This window comes from Janthinobacterium sp. UMAB-56 (genome assembly GCF_900095265.1).
Classification (GTDB): Bacteria; Pseudomonadota; Gammaproteobacteria; order Burkholderiales; family Burkholderiaceae_D; genus Janthinobacterium.
The window spans coordinates 231954-252714 of sequence record NZ_LT607654.1 but is presented as its reverse complement, the minus strand read 5'-3'; the positions used below and the strand labels follow the sequence as shown (position 1 = coordinate 252714).

The following is a 20761-nucleotide window of genomic DNA, read 5'->3' as shown; positions in this document are numbered from 1 at the left end:
GTCATGGTTCCAGTGTTGAGGTGCCCGCTACTGTGAAGCCGGGCTTCGGCCGATTATAGCCGAGGCCTTTATCCGCAGTGAGCTGCGGCTCCGCTCATAGCGCGATATGCAGTCCCAGCATGGCCAGCTTGCCGAAATCGACGGGCTTGGCGAAATGCTCGTTGAAACCGGCCTGCAGGGCCGCCTGGCGGTCGTGTTCCTGGCCATAGCCGGTCAGCGCGACGAGCAGGAATTGCTGCGGTATCGGCAACTGGCGCATTTTGACGGCCACGTCGTAGCCGCTGATGTCAGGCAGGCCGATGTCGAGGAAGACGATGTCGGGCTTGAATTCCAGCGTGCGCTCGATCGCTTGCATCCCCGTGTACGCCGTGCGCACCGTGTGGCCGTACATTTCCAGCAGCTCGGCCAGGGTATCGGCCGCATCGCAGTTGTCGTCGACGACGAGGATGCGCTGGCTGCCGCCACTGGCCGCCTGCGGCGCCGGCGCGACCGGCAGCGGTACGTTGGCGTCGAGCGGCAGGATGACCTCGAAGGTACTGCCCAGGCCTACGCCGGGGCTGCTCACGCTGACCTTGCCGCCGTGCAAGCTTACCAGCTTGCGCACCAGCGACAGGCCGATGCCCAGGCCGTCCTGCACCCGGTCGGGCGAATGGCCGCTCTGCTCGAACAGGTCGAAGATGCTGTCGATGCTGGCGGCGGCGATGCCGATGCCATTGTCGCTCAGGCGGATGCGCACATTGTCTCCCTCGCGCGCGGCGGCAATGACGATGCGCCCGCCCGGCGCCGTGAACTTGGCCGCGTTGAGCAGCAGGTTGGCGACGATCTGCGACAGGCGCACGGCATCGCCGCAGACCCATAGTTCTTCCTTGGGCAGATGCACGTCCAGCGCATGGCCGCGCGCTTCGACGCTGTGCGAGCTCGTTTCCAGCGCGCTGCGGACGACGCTGGCCAGGCTCACGCTTTCCCATTGCAGCGAGATCTTGCCCTGCGAAATGCGCGATACGTCGAGCAGATCGTCCACCAGGCGCACCAGGTGGTCCGTATGGCGGGCGATGGTGCGGCGCGCATTGTCCTGCACGGCCGGCACGACGGGATCGAGTTTGCACAGCAGGGCCAGCGCCGTGCGGATGGGGCCCAGCGGATTACGCAGTTCATGCGCCAGGGTGGCCAGGAACTCATCCTTGCGGCGGTCCACGTCGCGCAGCGCGCGCTCGACCCGCCCCAGGCGCAGCAGCGCTTTGACGTTGGCGATCAATTCGTCGGCCTCGATCGGCTCGACCAGATAGTTGTCGGCGCCGCCGTCCAGGGCGCGGATCTTGTCGGCCGTGCCGATGCAGGAAGCCGACGTTTGCAGCACCAGGATGGTGTTCGTTTCGGCGCCGCCCTTCAATTGACGGCACACTTCCAGGCCGTTGATGTCAGGCAGCTTGACGTCGAGGAGGATCAGGTTGGGGCGCTCCTGGCGGGCGCGCAGCAGCGCGTCGCCCCCGTTCGAGGCTTCGATGACCTTGAATCCGGCGCGTTTCAGGATGCGCGACTTGGCATAGCGTGCGCCATCGCTGTCATCGACGTTGAGGATCAGGGCATCGCTGTTGTTATCCGGTAGCATGCACATTGTCCCAGGTGGTGGTGCCTTGCGGCGGAACCGGCTCTTGCCGGTGGTGTTGGTTGCCGATCAGCGCGCGCAGGGTCGCCAGCAATTGCTGGCGCGGCAGCGGCTTGACGTAGTAGGCGTCGGCGCCCAGGGCCAGGCCTTTGCGCACATCGTCGATCTCGGTGGCGACGATGACGGGCACCTGGCGCCGCAGCGGGTCGTTTTTCAGCTCGGCCAGCCAGTGCCAGGCCGTTTCGCCGTGCAGCAGGATGTCGAGGATGACGGCGGCGGGGCGCTGCTGTTCCCAGCGCTCCTGCGCCTCGCGTACGCTGCGCGCGGGGATGACGCGAAATTCGCTGCCGGCCAAAAATTTTTCATATAGCAGGCGGATGGGTGGATTGTCTTCCACCACCAGCACGGGTATGCGCTGGTCGTTGCCATTGTCGTTGGCCGGCGCACATGGCGGCAGGCTGCCTTCGGGCGCATGGTAGCTGGTGGGCAGGACCACGGAAAACAGTGAACCTTGGCCCGGCGTGCTTTCCACGGACACCGTGCCATTGAGCAGGGTGGCCAGGTTGCGGCACAGCGGCAGGCCCAGGCCAGTGCCCTTGACCTTGCGCTGCATGTGGTTTTCCACCTGGCTGAATTCCTCGAAGATCAGCTGCACGTCTTCGGCGGCGATGCCCAGGCCCGTGTCGGAGACGGAAAAACGAATGGCCTCCTGCTCAGGCAAGGGCGTGGCGCTGACGATGATGGCGCCCGCTTCCGTGAACTTCAGGGCGTTGGCGATGAAGTTGCGCAGGATTTGCGACAGCTTGCCTTCATCCGTGTGTATCTGCAGCGCCGGTGCGGGGTCGATGAAGGTGAGCGTGAGCTTGTCGGACACCAGCAGCGGGCGCAGCATGCCGCGCAGTGCGCTGAACAGGTCGGCCACCTGGAAGCTGTTGGCATGCACGTCGACCTTGCCCGCCTCGATCTTGGCCAGGTCCAGCAAGTCGTTCACCAGGTCGCTCAGGCTGACGGCGCTTTGCAGGATGAACAGCACCTGCTTTTCCTGCTCTTCGGACAGCTCGCCGTCGATGCGGTCGAGCAGCAGCTTGGACAGGGCGCGGATGGAGCTGAGCGGTGTGCGGAATTCGTGGCTCATGTTCGACAGGAAACGCGATTTCATCTGGTCGGCGCGGCGCAGGTGGTCGGCTTTTTCATCCAGTTCCGCGAACAGCGCCACCACGCCCCGGTTGGTGTCTTCCAGTTCGCGCGTCAGCTGCAGCAGGTCGTCCTGGCGCGTTTTCAGCTCGGCCAGGGTGCTCAGGAGTTCGCGGTTCTGCTGCTGCACTTCGGACAGCGTGATATCCGATGGCAGCGCCTGCAGGCTGCCGGACAGCGCGCCAATCATGCTCCCGTCGAGCAGGGGCGCGTCGCGCGGAAACAGCTTGTGCAAGGTGATGAGCGTGCCTTCGCCCGGCACACTGTGGATATGGCAGCGGTCCATCAGGCGCCGTGCGCCCAGGATGCCCAGTCCCATTCCCGTAGGCGAGCGGTAGGTGCCTGCCAGTATCTGTTCGAGCTGCGCGATACCGGGGCCCTGGTCCTCGATGCGGATGCTGAGGACCTGCGGCGCCGTCAGGCCATCGATGGCGAAATGCACCTTGCCGCTGCCGGCGTAGTTGTAGACGTTGCGCGCCAGTTCCGACACGGCCGTGGCGATGCGCACCTGGTCTTGCACGCCGAAGCCGCACAAGGCAGCGATTTGCCGCGCGCGCTGGCGTGCGCCCACCACATCGAGTTCGCTGCCGATATGGGCCGTCAATATGCGTTGTGTCATGCCGCACCTGTCCCTTCGGCTGTCACCGCTTGATGTTCCTCATGTTCGCGCAGCACCACCACCGTGACGTCGTCGCGCCCGCGCGCAAAGTCGCGGTACAGCACGGCGGCGACCAGGCTGGGATGGCAATGCGCCAGGCCCGGATACCGTTCCAGGTCCCAGCGCGTGTGCAGCCCGTCGCTATGCATGATCAAGGTCGTGCCAGGCTGCCATGGATAGCAAAATTCCTGCACTTTGCGCAGATTGCTGCCGACGATGCCGTTATGCGACAGCAAATGCCGGCGCTGTTGTACGTCGAAGGCGCAGCCGGCGATATTGCCCACGCCGGCATAGCGCAATTCGCGGCGCGCGCTGTCGATATGCGCCACCGCCATGGCCGCGCCGCGCGTGGCGCGCAGCGCGCCGTGGGCCAGTTCGATGAAGGGGCCGGGCAGGGGCGCCAAGCCGGGCGTGTCGTGTTCCAGCAGCGCGCTGGCGGTTTCCGAGGCGCGCGCCGCCAGCGGGCCGTGGCCCAGCCCATCGGCCACCAACAGGCTCAGTTCATGGCCTTCGCACACGACGTTCCAGGCGTCGCCGGATACCTGTTCCGAGGCCAGCGGTAGGCATACGGCGCCGATCTGCCAGTTCGGACTGGCCGGAATGGCACTGCTGGCGTCGGGGCCCCACACCACCATCATCAGTACCGTGCCGTTGCCGGGTGCCGTGTACAGGTCGAATTCCTGGCTCAAACGGCGTATCGCGCCCAGTCCCACGCCATAGGTGCCGGTGGTGGAATGGCCATCCTGCATGTGCTGGCGCACATTGGCCATGCCGGGACCGCTGTCGATGGCCAGCACTTCGATGCCGCTGGTGCCGCCGCGCAGCACCTTGCGCAGCAGGATTTCGCCGCGCTGCGCATGCTTGACGATGTTGGTGGCTGCTTCGCTGATGATGATGGCCAGCTGGCCCGTGCGTACGTCGTCGAAGCCGATGCGGCGCGCCAGTTCGTTGCCGGCGCGGCGGGCCGCAGCGATCTCGCTCGGTTCGCCGATGGGAAAACTTCTTTGCCTGAGGATGTCAGGCTGCGGTTCCTGGTGGTTCAAAACAGCTTCCATTTCGCGATGGTGACGGTGGTGCCCGTGCCGGGCGCCGTGTCGATGTGAAAGGTGTCGGCCAGGCGCCTGGCGCCACCCAGCCCCAATCCCAGCCCGCCGCCGCTGGTATAGCCATCGGTCAAGGCCAGGGCAATATCCTCGATGCCCGGTCCCGCATCGATAAAGCGCAGTTCCAGTCCCTGGCGCTCACCGTCGCAGACGCGCGCGATGCGCGCTTCGCCGCCGCCGCCGTAGCGCAGCGTGTTGCGCGCCAGTTCGCTCGCCGCCGTGATGATCTTGGTCTGCTCGATCAGGCCAAAACCCATGGCGACCATGCTGTCGCGCACCTGCTTGCGCAGCCGCACGACGTCTTCATCGCTGTGCAGGGGCAGGGTCTGCTGCATGTGCTGCGCTGCGGCCTGCTCCCGCAGCGGTGTCTGCGCGCCTAGCACGGCGCCCCCGTCATGCGCATGCGCCGTCCCGTTCCAGCAGCTTGATGCCCCGCTCCACGTTCAGCGCCGTGCTCACGCCTTCCAGTGTCAGGCCCAGTTCCACCAGGGTGATGGCGACGGCTGGCTGCATGCCTACCACCACGGTGCGCGCGTCGAGGATTTTCGCCATCGCTGCCGTGTTGCTGATCATGCGGCCGATGAAGGAGTCGACGATGTCGAGCGCGGAAATATCGATCAGCACGCCCGTCGCGCGGTCCGTCACGATGCGCGAGGTCAGGTCGTCCTGCAAGGTCATCGCCAGGCGGTCATGCATGTCCACCTGGATCGTCACCAGCAGCAGCCGGCCCATGCGTAAAATGGGGATTCTCTCCATGCGCGCCTCAGTGTTGCTGTTGCTGGTAAGTGATGCTGGAACCCGTGCGTTTCAGGGCCACGACGAAGGCGTCGGCCAGGGTGGCCTTGGTCATCACGTCTTCCAGGTTGACGCCCAGGTGCACGATGGTTTGCGCGATCTGCGGGCGGATGCCGCTGATGATGCAGTCGGCGCCCATCAGGCGCGCGGCGGCGATGGTTTTCAGCAGGTGCTGCGCCACCAGGGTGTCGACTGTCGGCACGCCCGTGATGTCGATGATGGCGATCAGGGCGCCCGTGTCGACGATCTTTTGCAGCAGGCTTTCCATCACCACCTGCGTGCGGGCACTGTCGAGCGTGCCGATCAGGGGCAGGGCCAGCACGTTTTGCCACAGCTGCACCACGGGCGTGGACAGCTCCAGCAATTCTTGCTGCTGGCGCAAGATCACCTGTTCGCGCGCCTTCTGGTAGATGGCGATGGTCAGCAGGCCCAGCTCGTCGAACAATTTGCTGGTACTGACGATGGCGTCGCCCAGCTCCTGCTGCTGCGCCGTGATTTCCTTGCGCAGGTAGGCGAACAGCGGTTCCTTGAGGGAAAACATGAAGCTGGCAGTGTCGATCGGCGAATAGCCCTGGCGCACGCGTGATTGCGATATTTCCGCCAGCAACTGGCGCGCGTCGTCCCAGGCGCCGCCTTCGATGTCAAACGCGTCGCCGCTTTCCAGTGCGCCCGCCAGCAGGGGCAAAAATTGCGATGCCTGCTGGCGCAGCTCATTTTCCGCGATCTTGTCGCGCCGCACCAGGCGGGCAATCAGGCCGGTCATCCAGCCGTCCAGCAGTGCCGTGTGGTGTTCGTTGATGATGCCGGCCAGTTGCTGCGCCTGGCCCGTGCCCGTCTTGTTTTTCATGCTCATCCTTGGCTGAGTGGAGGGTGCGGCGCGCCCGCAAACGGGTCCGCGCTGTGATGAATAAATTATAGGCAGGCACGGCCGTACCTTGTGTTCTGTGCCGCACATAGTGGCGCATGTCGATCCAGATTCCCGAGGAAAGCACGGATGTTTTAAAGATGCATTTAATTTGCATGTTTAGGCGAGTCCCGCTACACTGGCAACACGCAACAAGAGAAACACGCCGTGCCTGTCGATAAATTCGATAGCAAGCCTGCGGCGTGGCATAGCTGGGGCGCCAGCAAGAAAACGAGATGCACGGCATCGCCGGCGCCTGCCTGGATTTTTCTGGCCGCTGGAATACATAGACACAGGAGTTTTACATGCTGACCCAAGAACAACGCACCATCATCACGGCCACCGTCCCCATCCTTGAGCGGGGCGGTGAAGCGCTGACGCGCCACTTCTATCTGAATCTGTTCCGCGACCATCCCGAAGTGCTGCCGTACTTTAACCAGGCGCACCAGCACAGCGGCGACCAGCAGCGCGCGCTGGCGAATGGCGTGCTGATGTATGCCAAGAACATCGACAAGCTTGCCGCGCTGGGCGACCTGGTGGCCACCATCGTCAACAAGCACGTGGCCCTGCAGATCCGCGCCGAGCACTATCGGCTGGTGGGCGCCAGCCTGCTGCAAGCCATCCGCGAAGTGCTGGGGGCCGAGGTGGCAAGCGACGCCGTCATCGACGCCTGGGGCGCGGCCTATGGCCAGCTGGCCGACATCCTGGCAGGCGAAGAAGGGCGCATCTATAAGGCGCAGGCCGCCGCACCTGGCGGCTGGAGCGGTGCGCGCGATTTTCTCGTGCGCAGCAAGACGCTGGAAAGCGAGGAGATCACGTCCTTTCTGCTGGCGCCCGCCGATGAACAGCCTGTGCTCGACTTCGCACCAGGTCAATATATCGGCGTGCTGGCCAGCGTCGATGGCGTGCCCATGCGCCGCCAGTATTCCTTGTCCGCCGCCAGCAATGGCCAGACTTACCGCATCAGCATCAAGCGTGAGCAGGGCGGCAAGGTGTCCAATTTCTTCCACGACCATGTGCAGGCGGGCGACACGGTGCAGCTGACGCCGCCTTCGGGCGACTTCGTGCTGACGGATAGCGACAAGCCGCTGGTACTGATCAGCGGCGGCGTGGGCATCACGCCCACCCTGGCCATGCTGACGGCGGCCCTGCGCGGCAAGCGTCCCGTGCATTTCATCCACGCGGCGCGCAAGCAGGGCGTGCATGCGTTTCGCGCGCAGATCGACGCATTGGCCGCGCAGCACCCGCAGTTGCAGCGCTATTACTGCTACGCCGAACATGCTGGCGAACAAGACGCGCCCGATGCTGTCGGCTTGCTCGATAAAGAAAGGCTGGGGCAGTGGCTGCCGGCCTCGCGCGACGTCGATGCCTACTTCCTGGGGCCGCAGCCGTTCATGCGGGCCGTCAAGCGATACTTGCGCGAGCTGGGCGTGCCGGAACAGCAGACGCACCATGAATTCTTCGGCCCGGCAGCCGCGTTGAACTGACCTTGCCTGCCTTGTGTTGCTGCTGCGAGAAAAAACCGCTGCCGTAAGGGGCGGGTAAGTCTCGCGCTGTACTGTGAATCCAAGCTCGCACAAAAGAGCACGCGTTTACATAACAGGAGGCAACATCATGCATGACGATCTGGTTCAAAAAATCAAGAGTGACCCCAACTACCACAAGCTCGTCAGGGTGCGCTCGCGCTTTGGCTGGGCGCTGACGGGCCTGATGATGCTGGTGTATTACGGCTACATCCTGCTCATCGCCTTCGACAAGGAATTCCTTGCCACTAAAACGGGCACCGGCGTGATGACCTGGGGCATGCCGATCGGCCTGTTCGTCATCGTGTTTACCGTGGTGATCACCGGCATCTATGTGCGCCGCGCCAACAAGCAATTCGACGACTTGACGCAAGCCATTCAAGCGCGGGTGCAGGCATGAGTCGCAGCGCATCGATGCAACGCAAATTTTCCTGCCTGGCAGCCTTGGCCATGCTGGCGGGCGCCAGCAACAGCGTGCTGGCGGCCGGCGCCGACCTTGGCCAGGCAGTCAAGCAGCCCACCAACTGGACGGCGATCACCATGTTCGCCGTCTTCGTCATCTTCACCCTGTTTGTCACCAAGTGGGCGGCCAAGAAGACCAAGTCGGCCTCCGATTTCTACACGGCCGGCGGCGGCATCACGGGCTTCCAGAATGGCCTGGCCATTGCGGGCGACTATATGTCGGCCGCTTCCTTCCTCGGCATTTCCGCCGCCGTCTTCCTGAACGGCTACGATGGCCTGATCTACGCCATCGGCTTTCTCGTCGGCTGGCCCGTCATCACCTTCCTGATGGCAGAGCGCTTGCGCAACCTGGGGCGCTACACCTTTGCCGACGTGGCCGCCTACCGCTTCAAGCAGGCGCCGATCCGCATCTTCTCGGCTTCCGGCACCCTGGTCGTGGTGGCTTTTTACCTGATCGCGCAGATGGTGGGCGCGGGCCAGCTGATCAAGCTGCTGTTCGGCCTGGAATACTGGATCGCCGTCGTCCTGGTCGGTACCTTGATGATGATCTACGTGCTGTTTGGCGGCATGACGGCCACCACCTGGGTGCAAATCATCAAGGCAGTGATGCTGCTGGGCGGCGCTACCTTCATGGCGCTCGCCGTGCTGGCGCAATTCAACTTCAGCCCGGAAGCACTGTTCGCCAAGGCGGTGGACGTGCATGCCACCAAGGAAGCCATCATGGGCCCCGGTTCCTTCATCAAGGACCCGATCTCGGCCATCTCCTTCGGCATGGCGCTGATGTTCGGCACGGCCGGCCTGCCGCACATCCTGATGCGTTTCTTCACGGTACCAAGCGCCAAGGAAGCGCGTAAATCCGTGTTCTGGGCCACCACCTGGATCGCCTACTTCTACATCCTGACCTTCATCATCGGCTTTGGCGCCATCGTGCTGGTGAGCACCAATCCCGAGTTCAAGGATGCGGCAGGCAAGTTGCTTGGCGGTAACAACATGGCAGCCGTGCACCTGGCCAAGGCCGTCGGCGGCAATGTCTTCCTCGGCTTCATGTCGGCTGTCGCGTTTGCCACCATCCTGGCCGTCGTGGCCGGTTTGACCCTGTCGGGCGCCTCGGCCGTGTCGCACGATCTGTATGCCACCGTCATCAAGAAGGGCAAGGCGACGGGCGCCAATGAATTGAAAGTGTCGCGCGTGACGACGATCATTCTGGGCATGATCGCCGTGGTGCTGGGCATCGCTTTCGAGAAGCAGAACATCGCCTTCATGGTCTCACTGGCCTTCGCCATCGCCGCCTCGGCCAACTTCCCCGTGCTGTTCATGTCGGTGCTGTGGAAAGACTGCACCACGCGGGGCGCCACCATCGGCGGCTTCCTGGGCTTGACGACGGCCGTCGCGCTGACGGTGGTGTCGAAGTCCGTGTGGGTCGACGTGCTCGGTCATCCGGCAGCGCTATTCCCTTACGCCTCGCCGGCGCTGTTCTCGATGACGGCAGGCTTTGTCGGCATCTGGCTGTTCTCGGTGCTCGACAAGAGCCCGCGCGCGCGCATCGACCGCGCCGGTTACGAAGCGCAGGAAATGCGTTCGGAGACGGGCATCGGCGCCTCCGGTGCCAGCGCGCATTGATGGTGTAGTGGGTTACTGAAGAAAACAATGCCCGGCTTGCCGGGCATTGTTGTTTTTAGCGCACAGTGGGAGGCGCCTACTTGGCCAGATGCAGGGGAATCACGCCTGCCGCCAGCGCAGGCGCGTGGCCTGCGGGTTCAAGGATGGCTGCCAGGGTCACCGTGTCGAGCACGGCAAGGAAGGCAGCCGTGGCCTGGCCCAGCTTGGCCTTCAACAGGCAATCCGGCGTCAGCGGACAGGTATTGTTTTCCTGGCTAAAGCACTCGGCCATGAAGAAATCATTCTCCGTCTCGCGCACCACGGCGCCGATATTGATCTCGGCCGGCTCGCGCGCCAGGCGCAGGCCGCCATTCCTCCCGCGCACCGTTTCCACGATGCCAGACAGGCCCAGTTGGTGTACCACCTTCATCAAATGATTCTTTGAAATTGAATGCAGGTCGGCGATGTCCTGTATGGTCACGAGGCGGTCGCGGTGCACGCCCAGATACATCAGGGTGCGCAGGGTATAGTCGGTATAGGCAGTCAGTCGCATGGGGTTCGCTTATAAAGATGTGGATTACATCCTTGTTTCATCCGCCAGCATACAGGAGCGCGTCTGGCCCTGTGGGTTGCGGCGTCACTTTTCAGCCTTGAAAGACAAAAGTTGATTGCCTTTCGCTTAAATGCGTAGTAAATTTTCATATTGTTGCCCTGGCAAACAGCTTGCAAGCCCTTGTTGCCCTTTGGATAGGTTTTTTATGGATGCAAATCAAGAAAATGGTGAGACAATAAGGTAAATTTACTACAAATTGGACGATGGGCGTTTCCCGGGCCGGGGAGCGCGTACTACGCAATCTGTGCGGTGCCGGCGTGGCCGCCCCAGGAAATGAATACCATGCAAATGAATGAAGTGAAAGACGAGCTGCTGAGCAGCGATATCCGCCAGTTGGGCCGTCTGCTGGGCGACGCCATCCGCAACCATCTGGGCGACCCCGCCTTCGAGCGCATCGAACATGTGCGCCAGCTGGCCATCCGTTTCCGCCGCGACAATGATGTTGCGGCGCGCGCGCAGCTGTCGGACGCGCTGCAAGCGCTGTCCCAGGAAGAAACCACGCAATTGACGCGCGCCTTCAGCTATTTCTCGCTGCTGGCCAATATTGCGGAAGACCAACACCACATCCGCCGCACGCGCGCCCATTTGATCGCCGGTTCGCCGCCGCGCCAGGGTAGCCTCAGCCATGCTGTCGGCAATGTGTTCGACGCGGGCAAGGCCGATGCGCTGGCATCGTTCTTTGAAGATGCCTTCGTCAGCCCCGTCTTCACGGCGCATCCGACGGAAGTGCAGCGCAAGAGTATCCAGAATTGCCAGATGGCCATCGCCCGCCTGTTGAGCGAGCGCGACCGCGTGCAAATGACGCCGGAAGAAGCCGAGCAAAACGAAGAGGCGCTGGGTCGCGGCATCGTCACCCTGTGGCAGACGCGTTTGCTGCGCACCAGCAAGCTGTCTGTCATGGATGAAGTGGCCAATGGCCTGTCATTCTACGACCACACGATCTTGCGCGAATTGCCGAAACTGTATTCCTCGCTGGAAACGATGTTGGCCCAGCGCGACGCCCGCTGGGAAGATGCCGAATTGCCCAATTTCATGAAGGTCGGCAGCTGGATAGGCGGCGACCGCGACGGCAACCCGTTTGTGACGGCCGACATCTTGCGCAGCACCCTGCAAACGCAGGCCGACAAGGTACTCGACTTTTACCTCGGCGAATTGCGCAAGCTCGCTTCGCAACTGTCGCTGGCGCAAATACTGAACGCCTGCAGCGAACCCTTGCGCGCACTGGCGGAACGTTCGGCCGATGCGTCGCCGCACCGCGTCGACGAACCGTACCGCCGCGCCCTGCATGGCATCCATGCGCGCCTGGAGGCCACGCGCGTCGCCTTGTGCGGCAAGGGCAAGCAAGCCGATGGCGTGCAACCCTACGCTGCGGCCTTTGAATTGCTGGCCGACCTGGACGTGGTCCAGCATTCGCTGGTCAGCAATGGCTTGCGCGCGCTGGCACGTGGCCGGCTGCGCCAGTTGCGCCGCGCCGTCAAGGTCTTCGGTTTCTCGCTGGCGCCGCTCGATTTGCGCCAGAATTCCGACGTGCACGAGCGCGTCGTGGGCGAACTGTTTGCGGGCGCGCAGCCGGGCCTGGTCTACCTGGACCTCGATGAAGAGCAGCGCATCGCCGTGCTGCTGGCCGAGCTGGAGTCGCCACGCCTGCTGACGTCGCCGTATGCGCAGTATTCCGAGGAAACGACGTCCGAACTCGACATTTTCCGCGCCGTGCGCGAAGCCCACGTCAAATATGGCCGCGAATCGGTGCCCAACTGCATCATTTCGAAGGCGGCCAGCGTCTCGGACTTGCTGGAAGTGGCCTTGCTGCTGAAAGAAGTGGGCTTGCTGCGCCAGGACAGCCGCGAAGTGGATGTCAACATCATTCCCCTGTTCGAAACGATCGACGACTTGCGCGCCGGGCCCGCCATCATGGCGCGCGCCTTCGGCTTGCCGTTCTACCGGGGCTTGCTGGCGTCGCGCGCGGACCAGCAGGAAGTCATGCTCGGCTATTCGGACAGCAACAAGGATGGCGGCTTCCTCACGTCCGGCTGGGAACTCTACAAAGCCGAGATCGAGCTGGTGACGGTCTTCAAGGAATACCAGATCAAGCTGCGCTTGTTCCACGGGCGTGGCGGTTCGGTCGGCCGCGGCGGCGGCCCCAGCTACGAAGCCATCCTGGCCCAGCCAGCGGGCGCCGTGCAGGGACAGATCCGTTTGACGGAGCAGGGCGAAGTCATCACGGCCAAGTATGCGAATCCGGAAGTGGGGCGCCGCAACCTGGAAGTGCTGGTGGCCGCCACCATCCAGTCGACCTTGCTGCCGCAGGCTCAGCTGCAACCGAAGGCCTCGGCCGGCGCGGGCCATCTTGCCGCCATGGAAGAGCTGTCGGGCACGGCACTGAACGCTTACCGCGACCTCGTGTATGGCACGGACGGCTTTGAACAGTATTTCTGGGAATCGACGGTGATCGCGGAAATTGCCGCGCTCAATATCGGCAGCCGTCCCGCCTCGCGCAAGAAATCCACGTCCATCGAGGACTTGCGCGCCATTCCCTGGGTCTTGAGCTGGGCCCAATGCCGCTTGATGCTGCCGGGCTGGTTCGGCTTCGGTTCCGCCGTGCAAGCTTACCTGGCCGCCCATCCGGCGGACGGCGCGGACGTGCTGCGCGGCATGTACACGGACTGGCCCTTCTTCACGTCCCTGCTGTCGAACATGGATATGGTGCTGGCCAAGAGCGACATCGCCATCGCCGGCAAGTATGCGGAACTGGTCAAGGACAAGGCCTTGCGCGACGCCATTTTTACGCGCATCCGCACCGAGTACGCGGCCACGCTCGATGCCTTGAAACTGATCACGGGCCAGCAAGAGTTGCAGCAAGCCAACCCGTTGATGCAGCGTTCGATACGTAACCGTTTCCCGTATATCGATCCGCTCAATCACGTGCAGGTGGAGTTGTTGAAACGCTTCCGCGAAGGCAAACAAGATGCAGCGGCCCGCACGGGCATCCATTTATCGATCAACGGTATCGCTGCGGGCTTGCGTAACAGTGGTTAAATGAGTTGCTTAAACAATATCAAGGAGACAGCATGACCATCAAAGTTGCCATCAATGGCTATGGCCGCATCGGCCGCAATGTCTTGCGTGCGTTTTACGAAGGCGGCAAGCAGCAGGATATCGACATCGTCGCCATCAACGACCTCGGCGATGCCAATTCGAACGCGCATTTGACGCGCTACGACACGGTGCACGGCAAGTTTCCCGGCGTCGTCACCATCGATGGCGATAATATGATAGTCAATGGCGACCGCATCCGCGTCTTCGCGCAGCGCGATCCGGCTTTGATACCCTGGGGCGAACTCGGTGTCGACGTGGTGCTCGAATGCACGGGTTTCTTCACCACCAAGGAAAAAGCCTCGGCCCACCTGAAGGGCGGGGCAAAAAAAGTCATCATCTCCGCACCTGGCGGCAAGGACGTGGACGCCACCATCGTGTTTGGCGTGAACCAGCATGTGCTGAAAGCGTCGGATATCGTGATTTCCAATGCCTCATGCACGACGAATTGCCTCGCGCCATTAGTGAAACCGCTCAACGACGCCATCGGCATCGAATCGGGCCTGATGACGACGGTGCATTCCTACACGAATGATCAGGTATTGAGCGACGTGATGCATGAAGACTTGCGTCGCGCCCGTTCGGCCACCATGAGCATGATCCCGACCAAGACGGGCGCGGCTGCGGCCGTTGGCCTGGTGCTGCCTGAACTCAATGGCAAGCTGGACGGCTTCGCCATCCGCGTGCCGACCATCAACGTTTCGCTGGTCGACCTGTCCTTCATCGCCAAGCGCGACACTACTGTGGAAGAAGTCAATGCCCTGATGAAGGCCGCGTCGGAAGGCGCCCTGAAAGGCATACTGACTTACCAGACCGAACTGCTGGTCTCGGTCGACTTCAACCACAACCCCGCTTCGTCGAATTTTGACTCGACCCTGACCAAGGTGTCGGGCCGATTGGTGAAAGTATCGTCGTGGTATGACAACGAATGGGGTTTCTCGAACCGCATGCTCGACACCACGGTTGCCTTGATGGCGGCCAAGTAAGAAAGAACCGCCGCTGATCCAGCGCACCAGGACGGCCGGCCCACAAGGCTGGCCCTTGTAGTAACTTATTCATAGAAAGCAGCACAACATGACCATGCAAGTACAGCAACGCGCCACCAAGATCGTTTCCACCATCGGCCCCGCCTCGAACGATGTCGAGACCCTGGTCCGCATGTTCAAGGCCGGCGTCGATGTCGTGCGCCTGAACTTTTCGCATGGCAAGGCGCAAGACCATATCGACCGCGCCCGCATGGTGCGTGAAGCGGCGGCCCTGTGTGGCCGCGAAGTGGCCATCATGGCTGACTTGCAAGGTCCGAAGATCCGCGTCGGCAAGTTTGAAGAAGGCAAGATTTTCCTGGAAAACGGTGCTTCCTTCATTCTCGACGCGAAGTGGGGCGAGAACGGCGAGCTGGGTAACATCGAGCGATGCGGCCTCGACTACAAGGAATTGCCGCGCGACTTGCGCACGGCAGACGTGCTGCTGCTCAACGATGGCCTCATCGTCCTGACGGTGGATAAAGTCGTCGGCAGCGAAATTCACACGACCGTGAAAATCGGCGGCGAATTGTCGAACAACAAGGGCATCAACCGCCAGGGCGGCGGCTTGTCGGCGCCGGCCCTGACGGCGAAAGACATGGAAGACGTCAAGACGGCGATGAGCTTCCAGGCCGATTACGTGGCCGTGTCCTTCCCGAAAAACGCCACCGATATGGTCATGGCGCGCCAGCTGGCCAATATTGCCGGCGAAGCGTGGGACCACAAGCCGATGATGATCGCCAAGATCGAACGGGCGGAAGCCATTCCTGCGCTGCAAGAAATCCTCGATGCCTCCGACGGCATCATGGTGGCGCGTGGCGACCTGGCCGTGGAAGTGGGCAATGCGGCCGTGCCGGCCTTGCAAAAGCGCATGATCAAGATGGCGCGCGCGTCAAACAAACTGGCGATCACGGCCACGCAGATGATGGAATCGATGATCGTCAACGCCGTGCCGACGCGCGCCGAAGTGTCCGACGTGGCCAATGCCGTGCTCGATGGAACGGACGCCGTCATGACGTCGGCGGAAACGGCCTCGGGCCGCTATCCGATCGAAACGGTGGAAGCCATGGCCGCCATCTGCCTGGACGCGGAAAAATGGGATACCTGCAAGCTGGACGCCGATTTCCTCAATGCCACGTTCTCGCGCATCGACCAGTCGATCGCCTACGGCGCCCTGTTTACGGCCCACCACCTGCGGGTGAAGGCGATTGCCACCCTGACGGAATCGGGTTCCACGGCACTGTGGATGAGCCGCTGCAACATCGACATCCCCATCGTCGCGCTGACCCCCAGCGTGGGCACGCGCCGCAAGCTGGCCCTGTACCGCAACGTCAGCACCCTGGAACTGACCTCCGGCACGGACCGCGACAAGGTCTTGCAGCAGGCGGAAGACTTGCTGGTGGAGCATAAGGTCGTCACCAAGGGCGATACCGTCGTGCTGACCTGGGGCGAGCCCATGGGCAAGGTGGGCGGTACGAATGCACTGAAAATCATGAAGATCGGCCAGCACTGACCGTATCACTGGCCGACAGCCGCTCACAGTCTTAAGAATGGCTGAAAAAGTGGCGCTTGGTCGGCCACCGCAATGGCAGATGCCCAATCTGCCGTTGCGGTGGCCACGTTTCCGTGTCAGCATGGTTTCCCTGCCTTGCTAGGCGCACCCGGAGCGCATGATGACTACCTACCTGCCGGCCCTGATCTGGTCTCTGTCGGCCTTCGTTTGCCTCTACCTTGCCAAGCGCCGTTCCTTGAAAACGACTGCAGTCAGGGCCATCCTCGTGGTTTTTTTGGGTCCGCTTGCCATTCCCTTCGTGCTGGCCGCAAAGCCTGCGAAACGCACGCTGGCCTGAACCGTCGCCTTCATTGGACTGCCGGCGTGCCGTATTCATGATGGGCGCGCGACAGGCTTGCCACGCAGGCTGAAGCAACAATTTCCGGGTGCGGGCAGGTGCCGGCATTGACGCGGGCGCGCAGAGTTTGCGATAATGAGAATTATTCTCAGTTGGGTGGTGCTGTCGCCCCGCTATCGCCAACCCTCCACCTTGTCGCTTGCTGCGCAGGAGTCCATCGTGAACATTGCGCAGTCCAGCGAATCGATCGCAGTCATTTACAGTAATCACCATGGCTGGCTGATGCGCTGGCTGCGCGCCAAGCTGCAGTGCGCCGACCATGCGGCCGACCTGGCGCACGATACTTTCGTGCGTCTGCTGACGGCGCCGCCAGAGGGCCGGCACACCGTACGCGAACCGCGCGCCTACCTGACCACCGTGGCGCAGCGCTTGCTGATCGACCATTACCGGCGCGTATCGCTGGAGCAGGCGTGGTTGGAAACCCTGGCGCAGCAGCCCGATCTGCTGATGCAGTCGCCGGAAGAACGTTTGCTGGTCTTGGAGGCCTTGCAGCGCATCGATGCCATGCTCGACGGCTTGCCGCCGCTGGTGCGCAGCGCCTTCCTGCTGGCCCATGTCGATGGCCTGGCTTACGGGGACATCGCCCGGCGCCTGGCCGTAAGCGAGCGCAGCATCAAGCGCTACATGGTGCAGGCGTTTGAACGCTGCATCTTGCTGGTCCTGTGAACGCCGCTATCGACCCGCGCGCCGCGCGCGCGGCGGCGCAATGGCTGGTGCGTCTTCATGCAGGCCCCTTGAACCCCGACGAGCAGCGTGCGTTCCAGGCCTGGCGCGCCAGCGATCCCGCGCACGACACGGCGTGGAAGCGGGCCGAGCTGGTGTGCAGCACCCTGGCCAGCGTGCCGCCCGCGCTGCGCCAGGCGGCGGACGGGGCGCCGCAGTCGCCACAGCGGCGTGCCGTGCTCTACGGCCTGGCCGGGTTGATCGCGGCCGGGCCCGCCCTGTGGCTGGCCAGCCAGTCGCGACCTTGGCAAGGCTGGCAAGCATGGCGCGCGGCCATCCGCACGGCCAGGGGTGAAATCCGCCACATGACATTGCCCGACGGCACGCAACTGGTGCTCAATACGGATACGGCCATCGATGTGCATTACGGTGCGGCATTGCGGCTGCTTGAGTTGCATGCCGGCGAGATCCATGTCGCCACGGGGCGCGACGCAGCTGTGCCGGCGCGTCCCTTCCTCGTGCGCAGTTGCAATGGTGCCGTGCGCGCGCTGGGCACGCACTTTAGCGTGCGCCAGGGCGGCAGCGTACTGGCGCCGCGCACGCAGGTGGGCGTGAGCGAGGGCGCCGTCGAAATTCGGCCAGCGCAGGCGCCCGGCGCCTTGTGCAGGGTCAATGCGGGTCGGCAGGGCAGTTTCGATGATCGTGTCGTTTCCCCCTTGACGCCGCTGGGGCCGCACGCTGCCGGCTGGTTGCAGGGTGTGCTGGTCGCCGAGCGCATGCCGCTGGCCGAAGTGCTCGAACAGGTGGCGCGCTACCGCTACGGCATCATCCGCTGCGATCCGGCCTTGGCCGCCATGCCCGTGGACGGCATTTTCCAGCTGAAGGACCCGGACAATATCCTGCTCTTGCTGCAGCGCACCTTGCCGATCCGGCTGGCGCGCCGCACGCGCTACTGGATCAGTGTCGAGGCGGCCTGACGCCATTATTTTCCACTGGCCTGTCCCTTTTTCCGGATTGCTTCGTCATATCAAGTAGAGAACGAACAATCCGACGATCGAAAGGGTCCACATGGCTACGCAGCACCGCAACTTTACGACAGTACGCATGACGCTCCATCCCACCACCGGCGCCGTGCGCGCCGCGCTGGTATTGCTGCTCGCCATGGGCACCGCCAGCACCGGCTTGGCGCAGGTGGCGTTGGCGGCCGAGGCCAGCCCGGCTGCCACGGCGCACGACTACAACATTCCTGCCGGCAGCCTGCGCCATGCGCTATCCACGTTTGCCATCGCCGCCGGGATCAACCTGTCCACCCAGGGCGTGGCGCTCGACAACATGGCGACGCCTGGCTTGCAGGGGCGCCATGGCGTTGCCGCCGGCCTGCAAAAACTGCTGCAGGGCAGCGGCCTGGAAGTTGCGGACGGCGGCAGCGGCAATTATCTGTTGCGCAAGATCGATGACGGCAGGGCCGATGGCGGCCTGGTCAGCATGCCCGCCGTGCTCGTCAGCGCCGAGGCGGACGGCGCCACGGAAGGCACGGGACTCTATACCTCGGGCAATATGACGACGGCCACGGGCTTGAACTTGTCGCAGCGCCACACGCCGCAAACGGTGAGTGTGATTTCGCGCCAGCAAATGGAAGATTTCGACCTGAGCACCTTGCAGGACGTGGCGCGCGCCACGCCCGGCCTGTATGGCAAGACGCAGGGCGTGTCCGACCAGGAAACCACGTATTTTGCCCGGGGCTTTGCCTTGAGCCACGTGAATGTCGATGGCTTGCCGCTCGATGTCACGGGTTTTAATGAGCGCAACGTTTCCGCCGACATGCTGATGTATGACCGCGTGGAAGTGGTGCGCGGCGCCACCGGGCTGATGGAAGGGGCGGGCGCGCCGTCTGGCAGCATCAACATGATACGCAAGCGCCCCACGGCAACGCCCCTGCTGAATGCTTCCTTGCACCTGGGCAGCTGGAAGGAGCGGCAAGGGACGCTCGACGCCAGCAATGCCCTGAACGCCTCGGGCAGCGTGCGCGGGCGGGTGGCGGCCAGCTGGCGCGACAGCGACAGCTTTGTCGATGTCGTCAACAACAGCAACGGCACCGTGTATGCGATCGTCGAAGCGGACTTGACGCCGTCCACCACGGCCGGCATCGGTTTTTCGCGCCAGCACAGCCGCACCGAGGGCGTCTTCGTCGGCTTGCCGACCTTGCCCGACGGCAGTCACATGGACTTGCCACGCTCGACTTTCCTGAATAACGCCGATTCTTTCCAGAAGCGCGACAACAACGTCGTCTTCGCCGACCTGGAAACGCGGCTCGACAAGGGTTGGCGCAGCCGTTTCGCCATCACGCATATCGATGCCTCGTCAGCGACGCGCAACACGACGAATAGCCGCATCGAGGGCGAAACGTCTCTGCTGAGGCAGTCGGAAACGGGCTGGAAGTACAACACGCAACAAGTGGTGGCCGACTGGCGCTTGAGCGGCCCCGTCACCTGGTTCGGCCGCCAGCACGATGTCATCGTGGGCGCCAGCTACCGCCATGATGATTCGGACGCGGCACAGAGCTGGGACGGCGCGCAAACACGCGTGATCGACATCCGTCACTGGAATCCGCGCGCCTACTCCATGCGCGGCGCGCCGTTCGAGCCGTATAACTGGGGCCGCAAGACGGACGAGAAGGGTGTGTATGCGGCGGGCAACTTCAGCCTGGCCGATCCGCTGCGCCTGGTGGTGGGCGGGCGCTTCGGCTGGTATGCGCAGGACGTTACGGGCTGGTATGCCACCAACCCGACGTGGCGTCGCGACCTGACGGAAAACGCGAAGTTTACGCCGTACGCTGGCCTGGTCTATGATCTGGATCAGCATCATTCCATGTATGCGAGCGGCACGCAAATCTTTCAGCCGCAAAGCGTGCTCGATGTGCGCGGCAATACCTTGCCGCCTTTGAGTGGCAGCAACCTGGAAGTGGGCGTCAAGGGCGAATATTTCGGCGGCAGGCTCAATGCCAGCGGCGCACTGTTCCGCATCCGGCAAAACAACCGCGCCATGACCGATGAGCTCAATTGCCCCACGGGCGGCGCCATCTACTGCGCCCGTGCGGCCGGGCAGGTGCAAAGCGAAGGCATCGACTTGCAGTTGGCAGGTTCGCCATTGCCGGGCTGGCAGATCGCTGGCGGCTACACCTATGTGCTGGCTAAGTACACGAAAGATAGTGTGGCCGACAACATCGGCCAGCGCATCGCCACGGATGAACCGAAGCAATTGTTCAAGCTGTACACGAATGTGCAACTGAGCGGCAGCCTGGCCAGATGGAATCTGGGCGCCTCGGTCTACGCGCAGGACAAGATCTACCGGCGCGACACGGCTTACCTGACCCAGCAGGGCGGCTACGCCATCGTCGGCCTGACGTCCGGCTACCGTTTCAGCGAACAGCTGCAACTGCGCGTGAATGTCGACAATGTGCTCGACCGCCGCTACTACCAGGCGCTCGGCTATTCCTGGTCTGGCGGGCTGGAACGCTATGGCGTGCCGCGCAGCGTGCTCGTTACACTGAACTACAAGATGTAAAGGCTTTGCTTGCAGAGCGCGTCCCTCGCGGCGCCTCTGCTACACTGCCGCC

At 63.1% G+C, this 20761-nt stretch carries 17 protein-coding genes; 10 read left to right on the top strand and 7 right to left on the bottom strand.

Features of this window, described 5'->3' with window-relative positions:
• Positions 1–94 precede the first annotated feature (94 nt).
• The 6 genes from K0F85_RS09760 to K0F85_RS09735 are packed head-to-tail and all read right to left on the bottom strand — an operon-like array spanning position 95 to position 6203.
• Positions 95–1609, bottom strand: a complete 1515-nt coding sequence (locus K0F85_RS09760) for a response regulator (RefSeq protein WP_219115844.1) — start codon at positions 1607–1609, stop codon at positions 95–97.
• On the bottom strand, positions 1596–3419 hold the full coding sequence (locus K0F85_RS09755; protein ID WP_219115843.1) for an ATP-binding protein: 1824 nt from the start codon (positions 3417–3419) through the stop codon (positions 1596–1598). Before K0F85_RS09755 ends, K0F85_RS09760 begins: the two co-directional genes overlap by 14 nt.
• On the bottom strand, positions 3416–4501 hold the full coding sequence (locus K0F85_RS09750; protein ID WP_257572657.1) for an ATP-binding SpoIIE family protein phosphatase: 1086 nt from the start codon (positions 4499–4501) through the stop codon (positions 3416–3418). Before K0F85_RS09750 ends, K0F85_RS09755 begins: the two co-directional genes overlap by 4 nt.
• Positions 4498–4896: an ATP-binding protein gene (locus tag K0F85_RS09745; RefSeq protein WP_219115841.1), complete on the bottom strand. Its 399-nt coding sequence runs from the start codon at positions 4894–4896 to the stop codon at positions 4498–4500. Before K0F85_RS09745 ends, K0F85_RS09750 begins: the two co-directional genes overlap by 4 nt.
• Before the next feature lie 58 nt (positions 4897–4954).
• Positions 4955–5317 (bottom strand): STAS domain-containing protein, encoded by a 363-nt coding sequence (locus K0F85_RS09740; protein ID WP_219115840.1) that lies wholly within the window; start codon positions 5315–5317, stop codon positions 4955–4957.
• Positions 5318–5324: 7 nt separating this feature from the next.
• Positions 5325–6203: an STAS domain-containing protein gene (locus tag K0F85_RS09735; RefSeq protein ID WP_219115839.1), complete on the bottom strand. Its 879-nt coding sequence runs from the start codon at positions 6201–6203 to the stop codon at positions 5325–5327.
• 362 nt (positions 6204–6565) lie between these two features.
• On the opposite strand from K0F85_RS09735, the gene hmpA reads away from it, so the two are divergent.
• The 3 genes from hmpA to K0F85_RS09720 all read left to right on the top strand — a co-directional run bounded on the left by hmpA (position 6566) and on the right by K0F85_RS09720 (position 9865).
• Positions 6566–7747 (top strand): NO-inducible flavohemoprotein, encoded by a 1182-nt coding sequence (gene hmpA, locus K0F85_RS09730; RefSeq protein WP_219115838.1) that lies wholly within the window; start codon positions 6566–6568, stop codon positions 7745–7747.
• A gap of 127 nt (positions 7748–7874) precedes the next feature.
• Positions 7875–8183, top strand: a complete 309-nt coding sequence (locus K0F85_RS09725; protein WP_219115837.1) for a DUF485 domain-containing protein — start codon at positions 7875–7877, stop codon at positions 8181–8183.
• Positions 8184–8197: 14 nt separating this feature from the next.
• Positions 8198–9865: a cation acetate symporter gene (locus K0F85_RS09720; protein ID WP_219115836.1), complete on the top strand. Its 1668-nt coding sequence runs from the start codon at positions 8198–8200 to the stop codon at positions 9863–9865.
• 76 nt (positions 9866–9941) lie between these two features.
• On the opposite strand, the gene K0F85_RS09715 is transcribed toward K0F85_RS09720, so the two are convergent.
• A complete protein-coding gene (locus tag K0F85_RS09715; RefSeq protein ID WP_219115835.1) occupies positions 9942–10397 on the bottom strand; it encodes an Rrf2 family transcriptional regulator in 456 nt (151 codons plus the stop codon).
• A gap of 342 nt (positions 10398–10739) precedes the next feature.
• Here K0F85_RS09715 and ppc point away from each other — a divergent pair, with 342 nt between their 5' ends.
• From ppc to K0F85_RS09680, 7 genes are all read left to right on the top strand, one after another.
• The gene (gene ppc / locus K0F85_RS09710; RefSeq protein ID WP_219115834.1) at positions 10740–13493 is read left to right on the top strand and encodes a phosphoenolpyruvate carboxylase; all 2754 of its coding nucleotides are present in this window, start codon (positions 10740–10742) and stop codon (positions 13491–13493) included.
• Between the two features lie 32 nt (positions 13494–13525).
• Positions 13526–14536 (top strand): type I glyceraldehyde-3-phosphate dehydrogenase, encoded by a 1011-nt coding sequence (gene gap / locus K0F85_RS09705; protein ID WP_219115833.1) that lies wholly within the window; start codon positions 13526–13528, stop codon positions 14534–14536.
• 88 nt (positions 14537–14624) lie between these two features.
• The gene (gene pyk / locus K0F85_RS09700; RefSeq protein WP_219115832.1) at positions 14625–16085 is read left to right on the top strand and encodes a pyruvate kinase; all 1461 of its coding nucleotides are present in this window, start codon (positions 14625–14627) and stop codon (positions 16083–16085) included.
• A 157-nt stretch (positions 16086–16242) separates the two neighbouring features.
• The gene (locus K0F85_RS09695) at positions 16243–16422 is read left to right on the top strand and encodes a hypothetical protein (protein ID WP_219115831.1); all 180 of its coding nucleotides are present in this window, start codon (positions 16243–16245) and stop codon (positions 16420–16422) included.
• Between the two features lie 135 nt (positions 16423–16557).
• Positions 16558–17148, top strand: coding sequence for a sigma-70 family RNA polymerase sigma factor (locus K0F85_RS09690; RefSeq protein WP_219115830.1), 591 nt, complete (start codon positions 16558–16560; stop codon positions 17146–17148).
• Positions 17145–18122 carry a FecR domain-containing protein gene (locus K0F85_RS09685; protein ID WP_219115829.1) on the top strand — a complete coding sequence of 326 codons (978 nt, stop codon included), beginning with the start codon at positions 17145–17147 and terminating at the stop codon, positions 18120–18122. The genes K0F85_RS09690 and K0F85_RS09685 overlap by 4 nt, the downstream gene beginning before the upstream one ends.
• 127 nt (positions 18123–18249) lie before the next feature.
• Positions 18250–20709, top strand: a complete 2460-nt coding sequence (locus K0F85_RS09680; RefSeq protein ID WP_257572656.1) for a TonB-dependent siderophore receptor — start codon at positions 18250–18252, stop codon at positions 20707–20709.
• Positions 20710–20761 lie beyond the last annotated feature (52 nt).